The 22,644-nt window shown below is 63.9% G+C and carries 19 protein-coding genes, 1 tRNA gene and 2 riboswitches; of the genes, 15 read left to right on the top strand and 5 right to left on the bottom strand.

The features are described from left to right. Together H8B02_RS29690 and H8B02_RS29685 are read right to left on the bottom strand one after the other, a co-directional pair. Positions 1-382 (bottom strand): twin-arginine translocation pathway signal (locus H8B02_RS29690; RefSeq protein WP_229169495.1); only part of this gene is annotated, 382 nt, incomplete at its 3' end. Positions 383-904: 522 nt separating this feature from the next. After that, positions 905-1,993, bottom strand: coding sequence for a LacI family DNA-binding transcriptional regulator (locus H8B02_RS29685; protein ID WP_376711724.1), 1,089 nt, complete (start codon positions 1,991-1,993; stop codon positions 905-907). A gap of 56 nt (positions 1,994-2,049) precedes the next feature. On the opposite strand from H8B02_RS29685, the gene H8B02_RS29680 reads away from it, so the two are divergent. From H8B02_RS29680 to H8B02_RS29660, 5 genes are all read left to right on the top strand, one after another. Further along, the gene (locus H8B02_RS29680) at positions 2,050-2,952 is read left to right on the top strand and encodes a dioxygenase family protein (RefSeq protein ID WP_229169493.1); all 903 of its coding nucleotides are present in this window, start codon (positions 2,050-2,052) and stop codon (positions 2,950-2,952) included. 8 nt (positions 2,953-2,960) lie between these two features. Further along, positions 2,961-3,716 (top strand): SDR family NAD(P)-dependent oxidoreductase, encoded by a 756-nt coding sequence (locus H8B02_RS29675; protein WP_229169492.1) that lies wholly within the window; start codon positions 2,961-2,963, stop codon positions 3,714-3,716. Between the two features lie 12 nt (positions 3,717-3,728). After that, entirely contained in the window at positions 3,729-4,637 is a 909-nt protein-coding gene (locus tag H8B02_RS29670; protein WP_229169491.1) for a beta-keto acid cleavage family enzyme, read from the top strand. 9 nt (positions 4,638-4,646) lie between these two features. Continuing rightward, positions 4,647-5,669, top strand: coding sequence for a quinone oxidoreductase family protein (locus tag H8B02_RS29665; RefSeq protein WP_229169490.1), 1,023 nt, complete (start codon positions 4,647-4,649; stop codon positions 5,667-5,669). Positions 5,670-5,989: 320 nt separating this feature from the next. After that, positions 5,990-6,076: transfer RNA gene (locus tag H8B02_RS29660), tRNA-Leu, on the top strand. 19 nt (positions 6,077-6,095) lie between these two features. Here H8B02_RS29660 and H8B02_RS29655 read toward each other — a convergent pair. Next, on the bottom strand, positions 6,096-8,036 hold the full coding sequence (locus tag H8B02_RS29655) for a phospholipase D-like domain-containing protein (protein WP_229169489.1): 1,941 nt from the start codon (positions 8,034-8,036) through the stop codon (positions 6,096-6,098). 195 nt (positions 8,037-8,231) lie between these two features. Continuing rightward, positions 8,232-8,519, bottom strand: coding sequence for a PilZ domain-containing protein (locus H8B02_RS29650; protein ID WP_229169488.1), 288 nt, complete (start codon positions 8,517-8,519; stop codon positions 8,232-8,234). Positions 8,520-8,800: 281 nt separating this feature from the next. Between H8B02_RS29650 and H8B02_RS29645 the strand changes: the two genes are divergently transcribed. Continuing rightward, positions 8,801-9,115 (top strand): hypothetical protein, encoded by a 315-nt coding sequence (locus H8B02_RS29645; RefSeq protein WP_229169487.1) that lies wholly within the window; start codon positions 8,801-8,803, stop codon positions 9,113-9,115. Positions 9,116-9,199: 84 nt separating this feature from the next. Here the strand turns inward: H8B02_RS29645 and H8B02_RS29640 are convergent, their stop codons facing one another. Beyond that, the gene (locus tag H8B02_RS29640) at positions 9,200-10,819 is read right to left on the bottom strand and encodes an ABC transporter substrate-binding protein (RefSeq protein ID WP_229169486.1); all 1,620 of its coding nucleotides are present in this window, start codon (positions 10,817-10,819) and stop codon (positions 9,200-9,202) included. Between the two features lie 269 nt (positions 10,820-11,088). On the opposite strand from H8B02_RS29640, the gene H8B02_RS29635 reads away from it, so the two are divergent. From H8B02_RS29635 to H8B02_RS29595, 9 genes are all read left to right on the top strand, one after another. Continuing rightward, a complete protein-coding gene (locus H8B02_RS29635) occupies positions 11,089-12,219 on the top strand; it encodes a M20/M25/M40 family metallo-hydrolase (RefSeq protein ID WP_229169485.1) in 1,131 nt (376 codons plus the stop codon). A 91-nt stretch (positions 12,220-12,310) separates the two neighbouring features. Then, a riboswitch (glycine riboswitch) is annotated at positions 12,311-12,416 on the top strand. Positions 12,417-12,419: 3 nt separating this feature from the next. Next, positions 12,420-12,535: riboswitch (glycine riboswitch) on the top strand. Positions 12,536-12,603: 68 nt separating this feature from the next. Further along, positions 12,604-13,911 carry a D-amino acid dehydrogenase gene (locus tag H8B02_RS29630; RefSeq protein WP_229169484.1) on the top strand — a complete coding sequence of 436 codons (1,308 nt, stop codon included), beginning with the start codon at positions 12,604-12,606 and terminating at the stop codon, positions 13,909-13,911. A gap of 126 nt (positions 13,912-14,037) precedes the next feature. Continuing rightward, positions 14,038-15,354, top strand: coding sequence for an ArgE/DapE family deacylase (locus H8B02_RS29625; protein ID WP_229169483.1), 1,317 nt, complete (start codon positions 14,038-14,040; stop codon positions 15,352-15,354). A gap of 263 nt (positions 15,355-15,617) precedes the next feature. After that, the gene (locus H8B02_RS29620; RefSeq protein WP_229169482.1) at positions 15,618-16,559 is read left to right on the top strand and encodes an ABC transporter permease; all 942 of its coding nucleotides are present in this window, start codon (positions 15,618-15,620) and stop codon (positions 16,557-16,559) included. A 3-nt stretch (positions 16,560-16,562) separates the two neighbouring features. Further along, positions 16,563-17,450 carry an ABC transporter permease gene (locus tag H8B02_RS29615; protein ID WP_229169481.1) on the top strand — a complete coding sequence of 296 codons (888 nt, stop codon included), beginning with the start codon at positions 16,563-16,565 and terminating at the stop codon, positions 17,448-17,450. Beyond that, positions 17,447-19,111, top strand: coding sequence for an ABC transporter ATP-binding protein (locus H8B02_RS29610; protein WP_229169480.1), 1,665 nt, complete (start codon positions 17,447-17,449; stop codon positions 19,109-19,111). Before H8B02_RS29615 ends, H8B02_RS29610 begins: the two co-directional genes overlap by 4 nt. Before the next feature lie 260 nt (positions 19,112-19,371). After that, positions 19,372-20,892 carry a M81 family metallopeptidase gene (locus tag H8B02_RS29605; RefSeq protein ID WP_229169479.1) on the top strand — a complete coding sequence of 507 codons (1,521 nt, stop codon included), beginning with the start codon at positions 19,372-19,374 and terminating at the stop codon, positions 20,890-20,892. 5 nt (positions 20,893-20,897) lie between these two features. Beyond that, positions 20,898-22,070: a M20 aminoacylase family protein gene (locus tag H8B02_RS29600; protein ID WP_212309893.1), complete on the top strand. Its 1,173-nt coding sequence runs from the start codon at positions 20,898-20,900 to the stop codon at positions 22,068-22,070. Beyond that, positions 22,063-22,644 (top strand): amidase family protein (locus H8B02_RS29595; RefSeq protein WP_249795571.1); only part of this gene is annotated, 582 nt, incomplete at its 3' end. The genes H8B02_RS29600 and H8B02_RS29595, both read left to right, overlap by 8 nt.

The following is a 22,644-nucleotide window of genomic DNA, read 5'->3' as shown; positions in this document are numbered from 1 at the left end:
CCGCGGGTGCGGCCGCCGCCGGCGTGTCCGGCGGGCTCTCATGGCACTTGTTGGCGCGCCAGGCCTGATCCGCAAGCCTCTGCTGGGCGTGGATCGAGATCAGCTCGTTGCGATAGACCATCTCGGAGACCACGGTACCGCCGACGCCGGTCTCCGCCTTGGCCATCAACTTTTCCTGATCTGTCGCGCGAGACGTGAGATTCTTGCGCTCGGTCTCGAGCTGCTTGCAATCATACAGATCGTATTTGGCGGGATCGGCGAATGCCGACGGCACGCTGTCGCCGATCTGCGCGCAGCCGGAAACGCCCGCAGCCGAGGCGAGCAGCACAACGATGGCTGCCGCGCGCAACAGATTTGGGCGGCGTGAGGGACGAACAGACATTCAGCTTTCTTAGTCCGACAGTGTTGAGATTGCCTAAAGCAGCCGCCGGTGTCCGGATTGAGGCTCAATCGCGGCGGCGCGCTGCTTATCCCAATGCTCGGCCGCTGAAGCAAATGGAATTGCAGGCCGCAGGTTAAGCCTTTGAAAGCGCGCCTGGTAGCAGCGGATAGCGGAGCGCGGGGCTAAGCCAAGGCGCATCTTCGTGCCCTGCCGAGCGCGCCCTGGTTGGTCCTTGCGATCCTGGGCTTCAAATCGCGACCGCCGAACACCCCTTGCGACAGTAGCTTGATGAAGCATCCCAGGATGGGAGATCGCGGCTCTGACACACGTACCAAGGAGTTGAAGACGTGCGCCCTGCATCTTCGAAAGTTGTTCTGATGCTTGCGCTCGGATCGTCATTAACGTCGTTCACTCAGCCGGCCCGCGACCGAAGCCGAGATCGCCGACGTGCTCCCTGACAGAAGGAAGGCCGCGCCGGCGCAAGCTTGATGACCCGCCCGGCCGAAAGCAGCCGGCAGATCTCTAGGCCGCCGGTTGCGTAGATTTCCTGACGACCAGTTCGGGAGGAAGTACGACGTGCCGGATCTCGGCCGACTTGCTCTGGAGCATTTCGATCAGCATTCTGGCAGCGATCCGCCCCATCTCGCGGTGCTCGATGCGCACGGTGGTGAGGGGCGGCGAGACGACATCCACAAGTGGCATGTCGTTATGACCGACGAGCGAGATATCCTCCGGGCACCGCAGGTGCCGCTCCTGCAGGGCGTCCAGGGCGCCGATCGCCAGCAAGTCGTTCGCGGCAACGATCGCAGTCACCTGATGCGGCCCGCCGACGAGATACGTCGCCGCCAGCGCGCCGCCTTCGCGCGTGTATCCCGCGGCTTCACGTACGGCGCCGGTCAATCCGTGCCGCGCCATCGCGCGCTCAAAGCCATCACGCCGCAGCGCGCCGGTTGATGTCGACAGCGGCCCTGCGATATGCGCAATGCGACGGTGTCCGATATCGACGAGATGATCGACGGCAAGGCGCATTCCCATTTCGTCGTCCGAGACGACTGAGGAGACGCGATCGCGCGCTTCCGATCGGTTGACCAGGATCACGGGAACGCCGCGCCGGAGACAGAAACCGACGAGTTCGTCATCCTGCGAAACTGTCGCCAGGATCAGACCGTCGACCCGCTGGCTGAGCAGTCGCTCGACAAAGGAGATCTGCTGCGACGATATATTCCCGGCGTCCGCGACGATCGGTGCGTAGCCTTCCGCAGAGAGAACCTCCGTAATGCCGCCAAGGATTGGAGCGAACACCGGATTGGTGATGTCGGGCAGCAGCACACCGACGAGATCGGATCGCCCCAGTCGCAGATTGGCCGCCAGCCGGTTCGGTTGATAGCCCAGCGCCTCCGCCCGGGCGGATATCCTCCTGGCGACGTCGTCCGCGACCAAATGCCGTTTCTTGGGATCGAGGGCCCGCGACACGGTCGAAGGATGGACGCCGGCGGCGTCCGCGATCTGCTTGATTGTCGTGACAGGTCGATTCACCCAGCGATTCCTGCTGCTTAGCTCGTTCGCAAAGTAAGCATAGCGTCTCCCTTGACTGATTGCAATCGATTGCATTATTTTTCTGCAATCGATTGCAAACCGAGCGCAACCGATTGTACAGGAGCGCACCGATGTCTCACGGCATTATCGAACAGCTCGAGGACGTGACGCCGACAGTGTTGCGAGCGATGGCGTCGACCGACAACGCGCGGCTTCGAACGGTGATGGAAGCCTTCGTCAGGCACCTCCATGCCTTCGCCCGCGAGGTGAAACTCACCGAGGCGGAATACGATCTCGGCATCGATTTCCTGAACCGGATCGGACAGGCCACCCACGACAGCCACAACGAGGGCATCCTCTTCGCGGATGCGACCGGCTTCTCGACGCTGGTCTGCCTGCTGAACAACGGCAACGCCGGTGCGACCGAAACCGCGGCAGCATTGCTGGGCCCATTCTGGCGGGCCAATTCTCCCCGAACGGAGAACGGAGCATCGATCGTTCGTTCTGCGACACCCGGCCCCGAACTCTTCGTTGAGTGCGAGGTCGTCGACATCGCGGGCAAGCCCCTCGCCAATGTCGAGGTCGACGTCTGGCAATCCTCACCGGCCGGCCTCTACGAAAACCAGGACGAGACGCAGGCCGACATGAACCTGCGCGGCAAGTTCACCACGGACGCCTCGGGTCGATTCTCATTCAGGTCGGTCAAGCCCGCCGGCTATCCGGTGCCGACCGACGGCCCGATTGGCGACATGCTGCGTGCCCAGAACAGGCATCCCTACCGGCCGGCACACATGCACTTCCTGGGCTTCAAGCCCGGTTACAAGACGCTGATCACGCAGGTCTTCGTCGACCACGACAAACATCTGGACAGCGACGTGGTGTTCGGGGTGACGCGCGCGCTGGTCGGCGACTATCGCCGGCATGACGACGGCGACCCGCCGGCGCCCGGGGTCCGCGCTCCCTGGTACACGCTGAACTATCGTTTCACCATGGAAAACGGTGAAGCGATCCTCCCCAGACCACCGATCAAGTGAGGCAAACGATGAATAAATCCTCGAAGGACAAGGTCGTGCTCGTCGTAGGCGGCGCCGGCAGCATCGGGGCCGTGTCCGCCAAGCGCTTCGCCGAACTCGGTGCCCGCATCGCAATCAGCCACCGCCACGTTCCGGACGAGACCGCCGCCGCGGCAACGGTGGTGCAATCCCTGCCTGGAGACGGCCACGCCGCGTTGATCGCCGACGTCGCGCAGACGGCAACCCTGAAAGCACTGCGCGCCGAGATCGAGCGGCGCTTCGGCCGGCTCGATATCCTCGTCAACGCCGCCGGCTTTACCAAGCCGGTGCCTCACGCCGATCTCGACGCGCTGGACGACGACCTGATTGACCGGATGTTCGCGGTCAACTGGCGCGGACAATTTGCGGCGATCCGCACCTTCGCTCCGCTCCTGAAGGCATCCGGTGACGGCCTCGTCGTTTCGATATCATCGATCGCGGCCACCAACGGGATCGGGTCCTCGATTGCCTATTGTGCCGTCAAGGCCGGCATCGACGTCATGACGAAATCGCTCGCCCGCGTGCTGGCCCCCGAGGTGCGGGTGCTCGCGGTCGCCCCCGGCGTGGTCGACACCGGCTTCGTTCCAGGGCGCGGCGCGGACTTCAACGCCAAGACCGCGACGACGACACCGCTGAAGCGGATCGCGACTGCAGAGGACATCGCCTCGGCCATTCTCGCCTGCGCAACCCAACTCGGCTTCGCGACCGGAACGACTTTCGTGGTCGACGGCGGCCGCTCGCTTTGAAAGAACAAGTCTATGCGATCTCCCCGCGATAGAGTCATCATCACCTGCGCCGTGACCGGCAACCTGACGACACCCGAGCAGACCCCCCATCTTCCCATCACGCCGGCGCAGATCGCTGACGCCTGCCTCTACGCCGCCGATGCGGGCGCCGCCATCGTCCACATCCACGTTCGAGACCCGCTTACCGGCCGTCCCTCGATGCTGCTGGACCACTATGTCGACGTCGTCGAGCGCATTCGCGCGCGCAACCCCGCGTTGATCCTCAACATCACGACCGGACCGGGCGGACGCTTTGTTCCATCCAGGGACGATCCGAAGGTGGCCGCCGAAGGCACGACCCTGATGGCGCCGGAGAAGCGGGTCGAGCACATCGCCGTGCTGCGACCGGACATCTGCACGCTCGATCTCAACACCATGAACTCCGGAGGCGAGGTCGTGATCAATACGCCGGCGAACGTTCGCCGGATGGCGAAAGTGATTGCGGACGCCGGCGTCAAACCGGAGATCGAACTGTTCGATTCCGGCGATATCGCCTTGATGCGCGATCTCTTGGCCGACGGCTCCCTGCAAGGGCCAGTCCTGTGTTCCTTCGTGATGGGCGTTCGTTACGGCTTTCAGCCTGCCCCGGAAACCGTATTGTACGCGCGCGGCCTGCTGCCGTCGGACGCGGAGTTCACCGCGGTCGGTATCGGCAAGGCCGCATTCACGACGGTTGCACAATCCTATCTTGCGGGCGGTCACGTACGGATCGGCCTGGAAGATGCGGTCTATCTCACGCGCGGCCAGCTCGCGACCTCCAACGCGGAAATGGTCACAAAGGCGCGCCGCATCGTCGAGGATCTCGGAGGCGCCGTCGCGACGATCGAGGACAGCCGGCGGATCGTCGGCCTACCCTCGCCCACGAAGACAATCAAGGCTTAGGAGCGAGCTATGAATGCCATCACCAGATCGGGGACCGATGTCGTGATCGAGGCGACCTGCGTGCGGCTCAATGCCAAAGCCGCCGATGCGGCGGCGATCGCGCCGTCCATCGAGAAACACTCGCTCACGCGGCAACCGCACGAAGTCGTGGTTGCGATCGAAGCTGCGGGCGTCAACCCGTCGGACGTCAAGGCCGCCACGGGATTGATGCCCTATGCGGTGTTCCCAAGAACCCCGGGCCGTGATTTTTCCGGACGGGTGGTCGAAGGGCCGGACGCATTGATCGGAAAAGCGGTGTTCGGTTCGTCGGGCGACCTCGGAATCCGCCGCGACGGTACGCACGCCAGCCATGTCGTCGTCGAAGCCGCGGCCCTGGTCGAAAAGCCGGACGGCATTTCAATGGATGAGGCTGCAGGGATCGGCGTACCGTTCGTGACAGCCATCGAAGGCTTTCGGCGAGCCGGCGCGCCGAGACCCGGTGAACATGTCCTCATCATGGGGGTCAACGGCAAGGTCGGGCAGGCTGCAGTCCAGCTTGCGACCTGGCACGGCGCCAGGGTGATCGGCGTGGTGCGCAAGGACGAACCCTACGAAGGCCACGCCAACGCCCCGATCGAGATCATCAATTCCTCGGCGGCCGACGTCGCGGAACGTGTGCGCGAACTGACCGACGGCCACGGAGCCGATATCGTCTTCAACACGGTCGGTGACCCCTATTTCGACGATGCGCATCATTCGCTTGCAAAGGCCGGGCGGCAGATCCTGATTGCCACGACCAACCAGACGGTCAAATTCAACATCCTGGAATTCTATCGCGGACGGCACACTTATCTCGGCATCGACACGCTTGCGTTTTCTACGATCGAAAGCGCAGAACTGCTGCGCAGCGTGCTACCTGGATTCGCCGGCGGCTTCCTGCGCCCCTATCCGATCATCCCGTCCTCGATCTACCCGCTTGCTGAGACGAAGGCGGCCTACACCGCCGTGATCGGATCATCGCGCAACCGCGTCGTACTGCGACCGGGAGCCTGATCATGAATGTCGTTCGCTTCGTCAGGGAATGCGGCGCTCGTGCTGGTCGACCACCAGGTCGGGCTCATTGACGCAATCCGAAACGTATTGCGATCATGATCGCCGATCATCCACAGTTCGGAACGCATAGGCGGCCACTACACCCGCGATGTCGCCCGGGAGGACGACGTCATCCGGACGTTTGCTCGGCTGACGACGAAGAGCTAGAAGGTGCGCCGCCGGGGTTTTGCCGGAGCAGAACGAAGCCAGATTGGAAAACCGCCAAGGGATCTTGGAAAACTCCTTGGTCTAGATTACGAAAAGATCAACAAAATCAATATGCGGACGTGGCGGAACTGGTAGACGCAAGGGACTTAAAATCCCTCGACGGCAACGTCATGTGGGTTCGAGTCCCACCGCCCGCACCAGCCTGTTGCGCAACCGCCGTTATTTCTTGGCCTTCGCCTTTTTTGGCTTGGCCTTCTTCGCCGTCCTGGCCTTTGTCTTCTTGGCCTTCGCCTTTGCCGGCTTCCTGGCCTTCGCCTTCTTCGGCGATGTCTTGGCTGATGACTTGGCTGACGTCTTGGCGGCTTTCTTGGCCGATTTCTTCGTCGTGGCTTTCTTGGGCACTTTCTTGACGGCTGTCTTCGTCGACGCCCCGCCAGCCGCACCTGGCTCTTGCGCTGCGCCGCCACTGCCTCCACCACGCGTCGGGCGCGGCGGCACCGGCTCCTCCATCCAGAAATCCAGCTCCTGCTCCTTGCCGCCGCCCGGCTTCCAGCCGTCGAGCGAATAGATCTGATCCGGATTGCCGCCGCTGCCGAGATAGCCGCGCCAGGAATAGTGGTCGTAGACGCCGTTGATGTGCAGCGCATAGGCCTGGGCAAGCTGCTTGTTGCCGCGGATGATCACGAGATTTTCGTCATTCTTCTCCGAGGCGGCGACCGAGAAATTGTGCGATCCGGTGATGACGGCGCAATTGTCGGAGAACGGATCGATCACGATGGTCTTGGAGTGAACGATCGCGATCATGCCCGCGTTGCGGATCTGCTGGACGCTGAACTCGACGTCGGCCCATGAGGGTTCGTTGGTCGCGCTCACGCCATGCGGCAGCTGGACGTCGTCATGGAAGGATTGCTTCGGTGCGCCCGATTTGACGACCTCCCCGCCGACCGAAACGATGTCGCCGTTCTTGCTGGCCATCATGGTCGACACCACGCCGCGGACATAGATGTCGTTCTGCTGTGCGCGGTCCAGCAGGGAATCCAGCAGCGGCGATTGACCCGGCATGAACATCAGGAAGAGCGCGCCGTCCTTGGCGTTCTTGATCAGGTCCAGCACCGGCTTGAACTCCGCCTCGCCGTTGGTCGCGGCGAAGAAGACCGAAATGTTGCTGTCGCTGGTCGGACTGGAATTCGACGTCTTGAGCGCCGGCGGCATGGCATTGCCCGCGGCGACCAGCTTGCCCCACTGATCGAGGTAGCGCTTGGCGATCACCGCATTCTCGATGATCAGCACGTTGTTGAGCTGCGTGCACAGTCCGGTGGTGGTCCAGTTGGTGCTGCCGGTGAGCACGCGGATCGCGTTGCCATGCGCGTCGCTCTCGACCACGAACTTATTGTGGACGCTGGGCGACGACCTGCCCGCATTCGACAGATCGCGATGCTTGACCGTCAGGCCGGCGCCACTGAGCTCGCCCGCGATGTTCGGCTTGGTCGCACTGCCATTGCCGAGCAGGACGTTGCCGCGGCTGCCGAACGGTTTCAGCGCGCCGACCAGCTCCTCGTCATTCATCTCGTAGATGGCGGCATGGACCTGGCTGCCGCGGAGATCGGCATCGTGCAGAAAGGCCAGGATCTCGTGCAGGGCGTCGCCTGAAAGGTAGCGCCGCGCCTGGTTGGCCGGGTCGGACAGGCTCTTGACGAAATTGCGCAGCGCGTCGTCGGAGGTATCGCCCTGCACGAAACGGCTGACGATCTGGGACATCAGGGTGCCGCGGTTGAAATAGGCCGACAGGCCGCCGCCCGCATCGCCCGAAGCGACCGCCGGCGTCGTCCAGGCCGACACCGAGGCGGCATCGGGCGTGAACGTCCCGTTCGCACCGCTCTTCATCGCGGTGACGCGATACGAGACATTGTCGGTGTCGACGACGCTGTGATCGGTCCAGATGCAGCGCCGGAACGGCGATTGCGTCGAGGAGATGCCGGTGTCCGCGACCGGTTTCTCGCCGGGCTTCGGCGGAATGCGGTTGGAGAGCACGGTCATCTGCTGCGTGATGTTGTTGCGCCGCTCGAGCTGGAATCCGACCCAGTCGTTCGACCAGGTGTCCGGCTGCCAGGCGATCAGGATATCATCGGCGTTGGCGTAGGCCTTGACATTGATGGTCATCACAATTTCCCCGAGGCTGGGTGAATCCGCAGGAGCGAAACAATGGACGCCACCCTTGCACGGTGAGAGCGTGCATCCTGGAGCGGCACCGATATCGGCCCGTCGGACAATACCCCGGTAACCTTGGGTAGTTTGTGAAATAGACGACAACTGTTCGTGCAAATCGGCGCGGCGCGCCGTGCCGGGCGTCGAGCCTTACTCGAACGCCCAGTCCCACCGCTTCTGCTTCTTCCACGCGATGCGGCACGGCCACCTCTGGCCGTCGACGGCGAGGATGAAGCGGTCGGGAAACCACAGCGGCGAGATGACTTCGATGCAGGCGCCCTGAGGCGAGAGATTCCGGACCGTGCAGGCGATCACTTCATTGCCGAATTCGATCGCTCCCGACTTGAGGACGCGGCGGCGTGCGCCGGCACGGCGCTTCTCGGTCGGCATTGGCTGTTGCGCGCTGGCCGGTGCGGGCCTGCTATGGTCGTCGGCCACGGGCCCGTCGCGGTAGGTACACAAGTCGGCGGTTAGACTACGCTGCAATACTGACGGGAACCTTAAAGCCGCCGCTATCCGAATTGGTATGCCACGCGCCCGTCCACGGCCTGAGCAGGCAGCCGAGGCGTCACGATGCCTGCATCACCTCATCGTGTTTTGCGGGTGTGGCAGGGTTCACATGCCGCGATCGCCATGTGGCGTAGTGTCGTCTCATTGGAAATTCCGGCCGCACATTTCGCGGCCCTCAGATTTCGAGATTAATGAGTTGGAGATAGGCGATGACGATTGCGGATCGCAATCGGATTGCCGGTCGCAATCAGATTGTCGGCAATACCGCGCCCGATCATGGCGCTTCCGTCCTCGAGCACGGCGACGACGCAGCCCATTGCAGCAACGGGCTCAACGCACGGAAATTCCTTGATGCGCCCCCCGACGAGCGCGCGATCTACCGGCGCTGGATTCGCAGCGCGATCGTGCTGTGCGGATTGTTGGCGTTTGCCGCGGGAGCGATGGTCTGGATGAACGGCGCCGGCGTCGGACAGACCCAGCTCACGAGCCTGTCGAGCACGAGCAACGCGAAATCAGGCCACTAGATTAGCCGCCGTCGCGCAGCGACGGCGCGAAACGAAAATGGCCGGGACAGGTCCCGGCCATTTGTGTTGCGTGAAGCCTGAAGCCTACTCGGACTTGTCGATATTCCAGAAGATCGGCGTTGCCGGACCATCGAGCACACCGGACAGCGACTTCCGCCAGGCGCTCGGACCCTGATACTGACCGAGCGGAATGTAGATGACTTGCTCGTAGGCTTCCTTCTGGATATCGGCCGCGATCTTCTTCTGCTCGTCGACCGACGGCGCGCGAACGAAGGCGTCCTTCAGCTGTTCGATCTTCGGATCGTCGGCCCAGCCGAACCATCCGCCATTCTTGCCCTGGCCGCCAATCGAGAGGTTGGCGATCGGGTTGGAGACGTCGGCACTGACCCAGTTGGTGAAGAACATGTTCCAGCCGCCATCCTTCGGCGCCTTCTGGCTGGCGCGGCGCGTCACCACGGTCTGCCAGTCGGTGGCCTGCAGATCGACCTTGAAGCCGGCGTCGCGCAGTTGCTGGGCGACAACAACCGGCTGCGCCTTGAGCGTGGTGACGTCGCCCGGCGCCATGATGACGACGGGCGTGCCATCATAGCCCGACTCGGCAAGCGCCTTCTTGGCCGCCGCCATGTCTCCGCCCTTCAACAACGTCTCGCCGCCGATTTCGGCCGCGAACGGCGTATCGCAGATGAAGAAGGAGACGCAGGTCTTGTAATACTTGGGATTGCCGACCAGCGCGTCGAGCACCTGCTTCTGGTTGATCGCCATCAGCGCCGCCTGGCGAACCTTGATGTTGTCGAACGGCGGATAGAGGAAGTTCATGCGGCCGAGCGTCTGGAAGCCGAACTTGTTCAGCGTCTCGACCTTCAGGTCCTTGTCGCCTTCCAGGATCGACAACGTGTCGAACGACGGGTTCTCCAGGAAATCGATATCGCCGGACTGCAGCGCGTTCATCGCAGTCTGCGCGTCGGCCATCGTGACCCACTCGACGCGGTCAACCTTCACGACCTTGCCGCCCGCGGTCCAGCTCGCCGGCTCCTTGCGCGGCACGTAGTCGTTGTTCTTGACGTAGACCGCCTTCACGCCCGGCTGGAATTCGGCCTGGACGAACTTGAACGGACCCGAGCCGATCTGCTCCGGGATCGGCTTGTCCGGCGGCGTTTCGGCCAGCCGCTTCGGCATCATGAAGGCGACACGCGACGACGGCTTGCCGATCGAATCCAGCACCAGGCCGTAGGGCTCCTTCAGCTTCAGCGTGATCGTCTTCGCATCGGTGGCTTCGAGGCTCGCCGTGAAGTCCATCAGCTTCTGGCCCATGCCGTCGACCTTGGCCCAGCGCTTCAGCGAAGCGACGCAGTCTTCCGCGGTCACCGGCGTGCCGTCATGCCACTTCAAGCCATCGCGCAGCGTGAACGTGTAAGTGAGCTTGTCGTCGGACACCTTCCAGTCGGCCATCTGCGGCTGGATCTTGAAGTTGGAGTCGGTCGCGACCAGCGTGTCGTAGACCATGTAGCCATGGTCTCGCGTGATATAGGCCGTGGTCAGGATCGGATCTATGACGCGCAGATCCGAGTGCATCACCGCGGTGATGGTCTTGCCCGCGGCCATGGCCTGCGGCGCAAAGGACAATTCCTGCGGCGCGAACGACAGCGCGAGCGCCGTCAACGCAGCCGCTAGCGTGCGGTGCTTCCAACGCGAGATAGGGAACATGCAATTTCTCCTGACGTGTAACTGGTCAAAGCCGGCTTATTCGTTATGCATGCGGTTCGTTATTTAGGCGAACTAACATGCTGTATGGCTTGTGAAATCGAGACTTGCATCAAGCGCAATGCGCGTCAATCGGTTTCCGGCGGGATCGAACGTATACGAACGAATGAACCGCTGGTGCAGCGCATTTGACTTTACAAACTCGTCTTCCGAGCTTTTCGTACGGCACGCGAACGCGTATCGGCGCGCACAAACAACAAGAGAGAAAAGACATGAACCCCGCCAATCTTTCTTTTGATTCCGAAGCGATGCTGCAGGGGCTGCGCAGCTGGGTGGAATGCGAGAGCCCGACATGGGATGCGGCCGCAGTCGAGCGCATGCTCGACCTCGCCGCGCGCGAGATGGCGGTCATGGGTGCGACGATCGAACGCATCGCGGGACGCCAGGGCTTTGCCGGCTGCGTCCGCGCCCGTTTTCCCCATCCGAAACAAGGCCAGCCCGGCATCCTGATTGCCGGCCATCTGGACACCGTGCACCCGGTCGGCACCATCGAGAAGCTGAAGTGGCGGCGCGACGGCAACAAGTGCTTCGGGCCCGGCATCTTCGACATGAAGGGCGGCAACTATCTGTCGATCGAGGCGATCCGGCAATTGGCCCGCGCGTCCTTTACGACGCCGCTGCCGATCACCGTGCTGTTCACGCCCGATGAAGAGGTCGGCACGCCGTCGACGCGCGACATCATCGAGGCGGAAGCCGCGCGCAACAAATACGTGCTGGTGCCGGAGCCCGGCCGGCCGAACAACGGCGTCGTCACCGGTCGCTACGCGATCGCCCGCTTCAATCTGGAAGCAACCGGCAAGCCGAGCCATGCCGGCGCGACACTCTCCTCGGGTCGCTCCGCGATCCGCGAAATGGCCCGGCAAATCATTGCGATCGACGGCATGACCACCGAAAACTGCACCTTCTCGGTCGGCATCGTGCATGGCGGGCAATGGGTCAACTGCGTCGCAACGACCTGCACCGGCGAAGCGCTCAGCATGGCCAAGCGCCAGGCCGATCTCGACCGCGGCGTCGAGCGCATGCTGGCGCTGTCGGGCACCGCCAACGACGTGACCTTCAAGGTGACGCGCGGCGTCACCCGCCCGGTATGGGAGCCGGATGCCGGCACCATGGCGCTCTATGAAAAGGCCAAGAGCCTCGCTGCGGCGATGGGCCTCGACCTGCCGCACGGCAGCGCCGGTGGCGGATCGGACGGCAACTTCACCGGTGCGATGGGCATTCCCACGCTCGACGGCCTCGGCGTTCGCGGCGCCGATGCACATACGCTCAACGAACATATCGAGGTCGACAGCCTCGCCGAGCGTGGCCGCCTGATGGCGGCACTGCTGGCGACGCTGGACTGACATCGATTGCACTGCACAACACGTTGGCACTGCCGGACCGAAATTTAGCCTTGTCCAATTTTAAGGCTTCGCCTACGGTCCGGCCGTCCAACGCGACGATGCGGGAGAGATCGAAGCCACAACATTCGTGTTGTTGCTTCGGCGCCGACGGAGCAACCGCCCCGGAAACTCTCAGGCAAAAGGACTGTATCGTCAGGACGATCTGGAGAGAGACGGACACGGCCAAATGGAAACGGCCATGACGTCCACCGAAGGGGATAGTCTGCTTTTGGGTCGAGGCCCGATGCGGATCAAGCTCTCAGGTACCGTGACAGATGGGGCGTCGAAACAGCCGGTTTCACCGGTGGTTCGGCGACTCTAACCCACGGGAGCCTGAAGACCACCATGCCTCACATCGCAATCATTGGCGCCGGCATCACCGGCGTGACGACGGCCTATGCCCTGCTCGAACGCGGCTACCGGGTGACTGTCCTCGACAGGCATCGCTACGCCGCGATGGAAACCTCATTCGCCAACGGCGGACAGCTTTCTGCCAGCAATGCAGAGGTGTGGAACAGCGCCGCGACCATTCTCAAGGGGTTGCGCTGGATGCTTCGAAGCGACGCGCCGCTGCTGATGAATCCGAAGCCGAGCTGGCACAAATATTCCTGGATCGGCGAGTTCGTCGGCCACATCGGCCGCTATCGCACCAACACCATCGAGACCACGCGGCTCGCAATCGAAGCGCGCAAGCATCTGTTCTCGATCGCACAGCGCGAGAATATCGCCTTCGATCTCGAACGCCGCGGCATCCTGCACGTCTATCACGACAAGGCCGGCTTCGAGGCGGGCCTGCGGGTCAACACGCTGCTGCAACAAGGCGGGCTCGACCGCCGGCCGGTGACGGCGGACGAAATCCGCAGCATCGAACCCGCGCTGCAGACGTCCTGCTATGGCGGCTTCTTCACGCCGTCGGACGCGACCGGCGATATCCACAAGTTCACGCGCGGGCTCGCCGACGCCTGCATCCGCCGCGGCGCGAGCTTCGTCCATGAAGCCGACATCGATGCGATCGCGCGCGGCGACGACGGTTTCCGCATCGGCTGGAACGAAGCCGCTTCGCACGATGCTGAGGTCGCGACGCGACATGAGTTGCAGGCCGACGGCATCGTGATTTGCGCCGGCGTCGCGAGCCGGCACTTCGCAGGCCTGCTCAACGACCGCGTCAACGTCTATCCGGTGAAGGGCTATTCGATCACCGTGCAGCTCGATGCGCCGCAAAGCCAGGACGCTGCGCCAACCGTCAGCCTGCTCGATGAAGCCGCGAAGATCGTCACCAGCCGGCTCGGCGCCGACCGCTTCCGCGTCGCCGGCACCGCCGAGTTCAACGGCTTCAACCGCGACATCCGCGCCGACCGCATCCAGCCGCTGGTGGATTGGGTGCGGCAGCATTTTCCCGGCATCGACACGTCGAGGGTCGTGCCGTGGGCGGGCCTGCGCCCGATGATGCCGAACATGATGCCGGTGGTGCGCGCCGGAAGGTTTCCGGGCGTGTTCTACAACACCGGCCACGGTCATCTCGGCTGGACGCTGTCGGCTGCGACGGCGCAGATGGTGGCAGGCGCGATTGATGACTGGCGCGACCTCGACGCGCCTTCGATGGTGCCGTCGCAGGTCGATGCGACCGAGACCGCCCGCGCAGCTTTCCCCTAATTATCCGGCCGACGAGGAAGAATATGAGCGTATTTGCGTGTGGCCAAGTCGGAATTCGCTGAGAAACACCGCATGACAACGACTAGCGTCACATTGGGGAAAAGCGCTTCAGCGCGGGAGGGGACAATGCGCATTGGGGTGGCGGACACGCATGAGACGTTGACCAAGCCGGATCAGATTGCCGCGGAGCTGTGCGCGGCCGTCGATCGAAACTTCGACGATCAGGTCGCGTTCCTGTCGCGCATGGTGCAGTTCCGCAGCTTGCGCGGACAGGAAGCCCCACAGCAACTCTGGCTGGCCGAGCAATTCGCAAAGCGCCGCTACGACGTCGATGCGTTCAGCCTTGCCGACGTCAACCTGATGAGCCATCCGAAGGCTGCACCAATGGACGGCATCGATCTTGCCGGATCGCAGCAGGTCGTTGCGACGCTCAACAGCACAGGCAGCGGGCGCAGCCTGATCTTGCAAGGTCATATCGACGTGGTGCCGGAGGGGCCTGCTGACCTTTGGGACCGGCCGCCGTTCGCGGGTGTCGTGCATGACGGCTGGATGTTCGGGCGTGGCGCGCAAGACATGAAGGCCGGTGTCTCGGCAATGATCTTCGCGCTCGATGCCATCCGCGACGCCGGGTATGCCCCGGGCGGGCGCGTCCATCTGCAGACCGTGACAGAGGAAGAGAGCACCGGCAACGGCGCACTGTCGACCTTGATGCGCGGCTATCGCGCCGACGCTTGCCTGATTCCCGAGCCGACCGGACACACGCTCACGCGCGCCCAGGTCGGCGCCGTCTGGTTTCGCCTGCGCGTCCGCGGCACGCCGGTGCATGTCGCCTATTCCGAGGCGGGTACCAGCGCCATCCTGTCGGCGATGCATCTGGTGCGCGCGTTCCAGGATTACACCAAGGCGCTCAACGCCCGGGCGCTCGACAACAGCTGGTTCCGCAGTGTCAAGAATCCGATCAAGTTCAACGTCGGGATCATCAAAGGCGGCGATTGGGCCAGTTCGACCGCGGCGTGGTGCGAGATGGATTGCCGGCTCGGTCTGCTGCCGGGCGAAACACCGAAGCAGGCGATGCGCGGCATCGAGGAATGCCTGACTGAGGCGCACAAGGCCGACGACTTCCTGTCCGACAATCCGGCCGAGCTGGTGTGGAGTGGTTTTCAGGCAGACCCGGCGGTGTGCGAGCCGGGCAGCGAAGCGGAGGCAGCTCTGTCTGCCGCCCATCACTCCGTCTTCCAGGCTCCAATGCAGGAGCGGCTGTCGACGGCCGTCAACGACACTCGCTACTATTGCGTCGATTACGGCATCCCTGCACTTTGCTATGGTCCTTACGGTGTCGGCCCGCACGCGTTCAACGAACGTGTCGAGCTCGACAGCCTTCGCAAGACAACGCAGAGCATCGCACTGTTCGTCGCCAACTGGTGCGGCGTGATGAGAGCATGAATGGACTTGTCGCTTCAGATCGGTGGCACGTCACGACAAGTGCAATTCGAAATAGCAGCTTCAGACCAAGGGAGGCCTCCAACGGCCTGAACCGCGCCTTGATATAACGTCGCCATTGGCACAGTATTTGCCTGCAAATTCATCACGTTCGCGCTAGCCTTGAGACAAGACGCAGAAGCGCATGAGACACATCACGGGGACACAATGAGTATGATGCGGCCCAGCCTTCGCTTCGCACCATCTGACGGCAGGAGATAGCAACGATGCTCGGCTATCTCCTCCGCCGCATCCTCGCCGCCGTTCCCGTGATGGGCGTGGTGGCTCTGTTCGTGTTCCTGCTGTTGCGGCTGACGCCGGGCGACCCGGCCGCCATTCTCGCCGGCGACAATGCGACGCCCGAACAGCTCGACCGCATCCGCACCTCGCTGGGTCTCAACGAGCCGATCTACATCCAGTTCTATACCTGGGTCGCCAAGCTGCTGCACGGCGACCTCGGCGTCTCCCTGATCTCGAACAAGCCGATCCTCGAGATGATCGGCCCGCGCCTCGAGCCTTCGATTTCGGTCGCGCTGGCCACCATTGTCCTCTCGATCCTGGTGGCGGTGCCGCTCGGCGTGATCGCGGCGTGGAAGCACGGCACCTGGATCGACCGCTGCGTGATGGGGCTTTCGGTGCTCGGCTTCTCGGTGCCGGTGTTCGTGATCGGTTATGTGCTGATCCAGGTGTTTGCGATCGATCTGCGCTGGGTGCCGGTGCAGGGCTTCAAGAGCATCTCGGCCGGCTTCGGTCCGTTCTTCGAGCGCATCATCCTGCCGACCTGCACCCTCTCCTTCATCTATGTCGCGTTGATCGCACGCATGACGCGGGCCTCGATGCTCGATGTGCTGGGTGAGGACTACGTGCGCACCGCGCGTGCCAAGGGTATCGGCGAGACCGGCGTGCTGCTGCGCCATGCGCTGCGCAACGCCGCGGTCCCGGTCATCACCGTGATCGGTTCCGGTTTCGCCCTGCTGATCTCGGGCGTCGTCGTCACCGAGAGCGTGTTCAACCTGCCCGGCATCGGCCGCCTCACCGTCGATGCGGTGCTGGCGCGCGACTATCCGGTGATCCAAGCCATGATCCTCCTGACGTCGGGTATCTATGTCGCGGTCAATCTCTTGATCGACCTCGCTTACACCCTGCTCGATCCTCGTATCCGGTACTGAGCAATGGCGATCGAAACCCTTCCCGAATCCTCCATCCCCGTCGCCCGGCCGTTCCGCGTCAAGTTCGGCTTCCTGGCGTCGACGCCGATCATCGCGGTTGCGACGATCTGCCTCGTCCTGATCATCCTGATGGCGATCTTCGCGCCGCTGCTCGCGCCGCACGATCCGTTGTTGCTGACGCCGTCGCAGCGGCTGAAGCCGTCGAGCGCGCAATACCTGCTCGGCACCGACGCCTATGGACGCGACCTGCTGTCGCGCGTCATCTACGGCGCACGGATCTCGCTGTTGATCGGGCTCGGCGCCGCCGTCTGTTCGATCGCCATCGGGCTCCTGATCGGCCTCGTCGCCGGCTTCTTCCGCTGGGTCGACGCGGTGATGATGCGCGTGATGGACGGCTTGATGGCGATCCCCGCTATCCTGCTCGCGATCGCCGTGGTGTCGCTGTCCGGCGCCAGCATCTGGACCGTGATGGTCGCAATCACCATCCCCGAGATCCCGCGCGTGGCGCGGCTGGTGCGCTCGGTGGTGCTGACCGCGCGCGAGGAGCCCTATGTCGAGGCCGCGATCTCGCTCGGCTCGAGCCTGCCGAAAATCATGTGGCGGCATTTGATGCCGAACACGATCGCGCCGCTGATCGTGCAAGGCACTTATGTCTGCGCATCCGCGATCCTGACCGAGGCGATCCTGTCGTTCCTCGGCGCCGGCATCTCGCCGGAAACGCCGACCTGGGGCAACATCATGGCCGAGGGCCGTGCCTATTTCCAGGTCAAGCCGTCGCTGATCTTCTGGCCGGGGCTGCTGCTCTCGATCGCCATTCTCAGCGTCAACCTGATCGGCGACGCCGCGCGCGACGCGCTCGATCCCCGCATGAAACAGCGTGAGGGCAAGTGACCACAACCAGCTCTTCCAACGTCGTCCTCGACATCAACAATCTCGTCGTCGGTCTCGGCCGCAAGGCTGACGCGCACCGCATCATCGACGACCTGTCGCTGCAGGTGCGCGAGGGCGAGACGCTCTGCCTTGTCGGCGAAAGCGGCTCGGGCAAGTCGGTGACCTCTTTGACCACGATGGGCCTGCTGCAGAAGGGCACGCTGGTGCCGTCCGGCGGCAGCGTCAAACTGGTCGGCGAGGAACTGCTCACCGCGACCGACCGGCGGCTGCGCCAGCTGCGCGCGACGCGGATGGCGATGATCTTTCAGGAGCCGATGACCGCGCTCAATCCGGTCGTGCCGGTCGGCCGCCAGATCGACGAGGTGCTGCGCGCCCATACCGATCTCGACTCCCGCGCGCGGCGCCGGAAGATTCTGGCGATGATGGAGCATGTGCGGCTGCCGGATGTGGAGCGCATCTTCTCGTCCTACCCTCACCGCCTCTCGGGCGGACAGCGCCAGCGCATCATGATCGCGATGGCGCTGGTGCTGGAACCGAAGCTCCTGATCGCGGACGAGCCGACCACCGCGCTCGACGTCACCACCCAGAAGCAGATCCTCACGCTGATCCGCGACCTGCAACGCGATCACGGCACAGCTGTTCTGTTCATCACCCACGACATGGGCGTGGTGGCCGAGATCGCCGACCGCGTCGCGGTGATGCGGCACGGCCGGCTGGTCGAGACCGGCCAGCTGCAAGATGTGCTGCGCAACCCCACGATGGAGTACACCCGCAACCTGCTGTCCGCGGTGCCGAGCCTCGTGCCGCGCGCGCCGCGGCCGGAGACGAAGGAACCGGTGGTGCTGGAAGCCAACGAGCTCAGCAAGGTCTACCGGGAGCGGTCGCTGTACGGCAAAGCCCGCGAGGTCGCCGCCGCCAGCAACGTCACCCTCACTCTGCGCAAGGGCCGCACGCTCGGCATCGTCGGCGAGAGCGGGTCCGGCAAATCGACGGTGGCGCGCTGCATCGTCCGCTTGATCGATCCGACCTCGGGCGGGGTGCGGCTCGTCGGCCGCGAGATCTCAGACCTGTCGCGCCGGCTGTTGCAGCCGCATCGCCAGAAGATCCAGATCATCTTCCAGGACCCCTACCGCTCGCTCAATCCACGCGTCACCGTCGGCGAGAGCATCGCGGAAGGCCCGGTCAATTACGGCATGCCGCGCAAGGATGCGCTGGCGCGGGCCCGCGAGCTGCTCGAGCTCGTCCACCTGCCGCCTGACGCGATCTCGCGCTATCCGCACCAGTTCTCCGGCGGTCAGCGTCAGCGCATCGCGATCGCGCGCGCGCTGGCGCTCGATCCCGACGTGCTGGTGGCAGATGAGGCGGTGTCCGCGCTTGACGTCTCGGTGCAGGCGCAGGTTCTGAATCTTCTTGACGAAATCCAGCGACGGCTCGGCATCGCGCTGCTGTTCATCACGCATGATTTGCGCGTCGCTGCACAGATCTGCGACGACGTCGCCGTGATGCAACGTGGCCGCGTCGTGGAACAGGGACCGGCGGCGGAGGTGCTGACCAATCCGCAGCAGGCCTATACCCGCGCGCTGCTCGAGGCTGCGCCCGGGCGCGGCTGGGATTTTGCGAATTTCCGCCCGGTTTCGGAAGGCATTGTGGCAACGGCCTAAGCCTTTAGCCGTAGCCTCGGCCGCTGCCCTTGGTCTCTGCCTTCGTCTCTGCCTTGGGCCTTTACGCCCATAGGGCATGCAAATCCGGAAGTGCTCGACGGCTTGCGCTTGGCGCGACGACACGCTTAACGTCGCGCGCTAGGGCATGGCCTGGAAGGTGGACGCCGGTCTTCCCGAAAGAACACGCTCAAACCAACGAGATCGTGGCGCGAACCGTTCCGATCGCACCATGATCGAAGAAACGTATCGAGACCAACTTGATGACCCGCATTGCCGTTGGCGGCTTCCTGCACGAGACCAACACCTTCGCACCGACGAAGGCAACCTATGACGACTTCCTGCACGGCGGCGGCTGGCCGTCGATGACGCATGGCGCCGAGGTGCTCAAGGTCATGCGCAAGATCAATGTCGGCCTCGCCGGATTTGTCGAGGCCGCCGAAGCCAATGGCTGGGAACTGGTGCCGACGATTTTCGCGGCGGCGAGCCCGTCGGCGCATGTGAGCAAGGACGCGTTCGAGCGGATCGTAACGGAAATGGTCGACGGCATTGTCGCGGCCGGCCCGATCGATGCCGTCTATCTCGACCTGCACGGCGCCATGGTCACCGAGCATTATGACGACGGCGAAGGCGAAACCCTCGCCCGCGTGCGCAAGGCCATCGGCAACGACCTGCCGCTGGTGGTGAGCCTCGACCTGCATGCGAACGTCTCGCCCAAGATGATCGAACATGCCGATACCCTGATCGCCTACCGCACCTATCCGCATGTCGACATGGCCGACACCGGCCGCGCCTGCGCCCGGCATCTGGCGCTGATGCTCAAGTCCGGGCAGCGCTTTGCCAAGGCCTTCCGGCAATTGCCGTTCCTGATCCCGATCAGCTGGCAATGCACCAACGACCAGCCCACCAAGGGCATCTATCAGAAGCTCGCGGCCCTCGAGAGCGATGCCGTGCCGACGCTGTCGTTCGCGCCGGGCTTCCCGGCCGCCGATTTCAGGGATTGCGGGCCGAGCGTGTTCGCCTATGGCCGGACGCAAGCCGATGCAGACGCGGCGGCCGACAAGGTCGTCGCCCTGGTGGAGAGCCGTGAGGACGATTTCGACGGCCGGATCTATTCGCCGGACGAAGGCGTGCAGCTGGCGATGGAGCTGGCGAAGTCGGCCAACAAGCCGATCATCATCGCCGACACCCAGGACAATCCCGGCGCCGGCGGCGATTCCGATACGACAGGCATGCTGCGCGCGCTGGTCCGCAACAAGGCGAGCGCCGCAACCGGCGTGATCTACGACCCGCAATCGGCGAAGGCCGCGCACACGGCCGGCGTCGGCTCAACCGTCACGCTCGAGCTCGGCGGCAAGTCCGGCATTCCCGGCGACGCGCCGTACCGGGAGACTTTCGTGGTCGAGAACCTCTCGGACGGCAAGTTCGTTGCACCCGGCCCGTATTTCGGCGGCCGCGACATGGATATGGGGCCCTCGGCCTGCCTGCGGGTCGGCGACGTCCGCGTCGTCGTCGGCTCCTACAAGGCCCAGCTTGCCGACCAGTCGATGTACCGCTATGTCGGCATCGAGCCGACCACGCAGAAGATCCTGGTCAACAAGAGCTCGGTGCATTTCCGCGCCGATTTCGAGCCGATCGCCGAGAAACTGCTGATCTGCGCCGCGCCCGGCGCAATGCCGGCCGATACCGCCACACTGCCGTGGAAACATTTGCGTCCCGGCATTCGTATCAAGCCTAACGGCCCCACATTCACCCCCTCCTCCCCATCACGCACAAACGGATAGAAATCATGCCGACCATTGAGCGCATCGACAGTTTTGCCGACGAACTCACCGCCATCAGACGGGATCTGCATGCGCATCCCGAGATCGGCTTCGAGGAGGTCCGCACCTCCGGCATCGTCGCCGACAAGCTCACGAGCTGGGGCATCGAGGTGCATCGCGGGCTCGGCGGCACCGGCGTGGTCGGCGTGCTCAAGGGCAAGGGCAACAGCAGCAAGAAGATCGGCCTGCGCGCCGACATGGACGCGCTGCCGATGGAAGAGAACACCAACCTGAAGTGGCGCTCCACCATTCCCGGCCGCTTCCATGGCTGCGGCCATGACGGCCACACAACGATGCTGCTCGGCTCGGCGCGCTATCTCGCCGAGACCCGCAATTTCGACGGCACCGTACACTTCATCTTCCAGCCGGCCGAGGAAGGCCTCGGCGGCGCGCGCGCGATGATCAAGGACGGCCTGTTCAAGCAGTTCCCCTGCGATGAGGTCTACGGCCTGCACAACGCGCCCGACCTGAACCATGGCGAGATCGCGATCCTGCCGGGCCCGGCAATGGCCGCAGCCGACTTCTTCGACATCAGGATCCAGGGCTACGGCGCGCATGGCGCGATGCCGGAGCGCTCCAAGGACGCGGTCGTGATCGCAATGACGCTCGGACAAGCGTTGCAGTCGATCGTCAGCCGCAACGTCGATCCGCTGCAGGCTGCGGTGCTGTCGATCACGCAGATCCATTCCGGGTCGGCGTACAACGTCATTCCCGGCGAAGCCTGGATGTGCGGCACGGTGCGCTGCTTCTCCGACGAGATCCGCGAGCTGATCCGCAAGCGGATGCGCGAAATCGCCGCCGGCTTTGCGGTGGCATATGACGCCGAAATCTCGGTCGAGATCCGCGACGGCTTCAGCGTACTGGTGAATCAGGAAGAGCAGTCCCGCGTCGTCGAGGAAGTCGCGCGCACCGTTGTCGATCCGGCCAAGGTGATCACCCGCTCGACGCCCAAGATGGGCAGCGAGGATTTCGCCGACATGATGCAGGCCATTCCCGGCGCCTATTTCTGGGTCGGCCATGACGGTTCGGTGCCCGTGCACAATCCCGGTTACGTTCTCGACGACAAGATCCTGCCGATCGGCGCCAGCATGTTCGCCCGCATCATCGAGAAACGTATGCCGGCAGGTGCGCATGCATAAGCCGAAAGGGGACGCCATCACGTCGCTGCACGATCTCTCGGCCGTCGACCTGCTCGCCGGCTACCGTGCCAAGCAGTTCTCGCCGTCCGAGGTGCTCGAGGACATCATCTCCCAGGTCGCGACCTGGGAGCCGCACATCAAGGCGCTGTACCTGTACGACCCTGACGGCGCGCGGAAGGTCGCCAAAGCCGCGACCGAGCGTTGGCAGCAGAGCGAGCCGGTCGGCACGCTCGATGGCGTGCCAGTCACCATCAAGGACAATGTCGCGACCAAGGGCCAGCCGGTGCCGCTGGGTGCCGCAAGCGTCAAGCTTGCGTCGGCGGAAAAGGATGCGCCGCCTGCCGCACGGCTGCGTGAAGCCGGCTGCGTGATCTTCTCCAAGACCACGATGCCGGATTACGGCATGCTGTCGTCGGGGCTGTCGTCGTTCCATCCGCTCACCCGCAATCCCTGGGATGTCAGCAAGAATCCCGGCGGCTCGAGCGCAGGCGCGGGCGCGGCCGGTGCTGCCGGCTACGGCCCGCTGCATCTCGGCACCGACATCGGCGGCTCGGTGCGGCTGCCGGCCTCCTGG

The sequence above is a fragment of the Bradyrhizobium altum genome (genome assembly GCF_020889705.1).
Lineage (GTDB): Bacteria > Pseudomonadota > Alphaproteobacteria > Rhizobiales > Xanthobacteraceae > Bradyrhizobium > Bradyrhizobium altum.
Note: the sequence above shows the minus strand (reverse complement) of the source record. Positions and strands in the feature narration are given on the sequence as shown.

Coding starts and splice junctions, on each gene's coding strand:
- H8B02_RS29655 (WP_229169489.1), bottom strand. CDS start 8,036: ATGACCATCAATGTCAAGGCCTACGCCAACGCCGATGATATCCTGATC.
- H8B02_RS29665 (WP_229169490.1), top strand. CDS start 4,647: ATGAATGCCATCACCAGATCGGGGACCGATGTCGTGATCGAGGCGACC.
- H8B02_RS29670 (WP_229169491.1), top strand. CDS start 3,729: ATGCGATCTCCCCGCGATAGAGTCATCATCACCTGCGCCGTGACCGGC.
- H8B02_RS29625 (WP_229169483.1), top strand. CDS start 14,038: ATGCGCATTGGGGTGGCGGACACGCATGAGACGTTGACCAAGCCGGAT.
- H8B02_RS29630 (WP_229169484.1), top strand. CDS start 12,604: ATGCCTCACATCGCAATCATTGGCGCCGGCATCACCGGCGTGACGACG.
- H8B02_RS29680 (WP_229169493.1), top strand. CDS start 2,050: ATGTCTCACGGCATTATCGAACAGCTCGAGGACGTGACGCCGACAGTG.
- H8B02_RS29620 (WP_229169482.1), top strand. CDS start 15,618: ATGCTCGGCTATCTCCTCCGCCGCATCCTCGCCGCCGTTCCCGTGATG.
- H8B02_RS29675 (WP_229169492.1), top strand. CDS start 2,961: ATGAATAAATCCTCGAAGGACAAGGTCGTGCTCGTCGTAGGCGGCGCC.
- H8B02_RS29615 (WP_229169481.1), top strand. CDS start 16,563: ATGGCGATCGAAACCCTTCCCGAATCCTCCATCCCCGTCGCCCGGCCG.
- H8B02_RS29640 (WP_229169486.1), bottom strand. CDS start 10,819: ATGTTCCCTATCTCGCGTTGGAAGCACCGCACGCTAGCGGCTGCGTTG.
- H8B02_RS29645 (WP_229169487.1), top strand. CDS start 8,801: ATGACGATTGCGGATCGCAATCGGATTGCCGGTCGCAATCAGATTGTC.
- H8B02_RS29600 (WP_212309893.1), top strand. CDS start 20,898: ATGCCGACCATTGAGCGCATCGACAGTTTTGCCGACGAACTCACCGCC.
- H8B02_RS29635 (WP_229169485.1), top strand. CDS start 11,089: ATGAACCCCGCCAATCTTTCTTTTGATTCCGAAGCGATGCTGCAGGGG.
- H8B02_RS29685 (WP_376711724.1), bottom strand. CDS start 1,993: ATGCAATCGATTGCAATCAGTCAAGGGAGACGCTATGCTTACTTTGCG.
- H8B02_RS29605 (WP_229169479.1), top strand. CDS start 19,372: ATGACCCGCATTGCCGTTGGCGGCTTCCTGCACGAGACCAACACCTTC.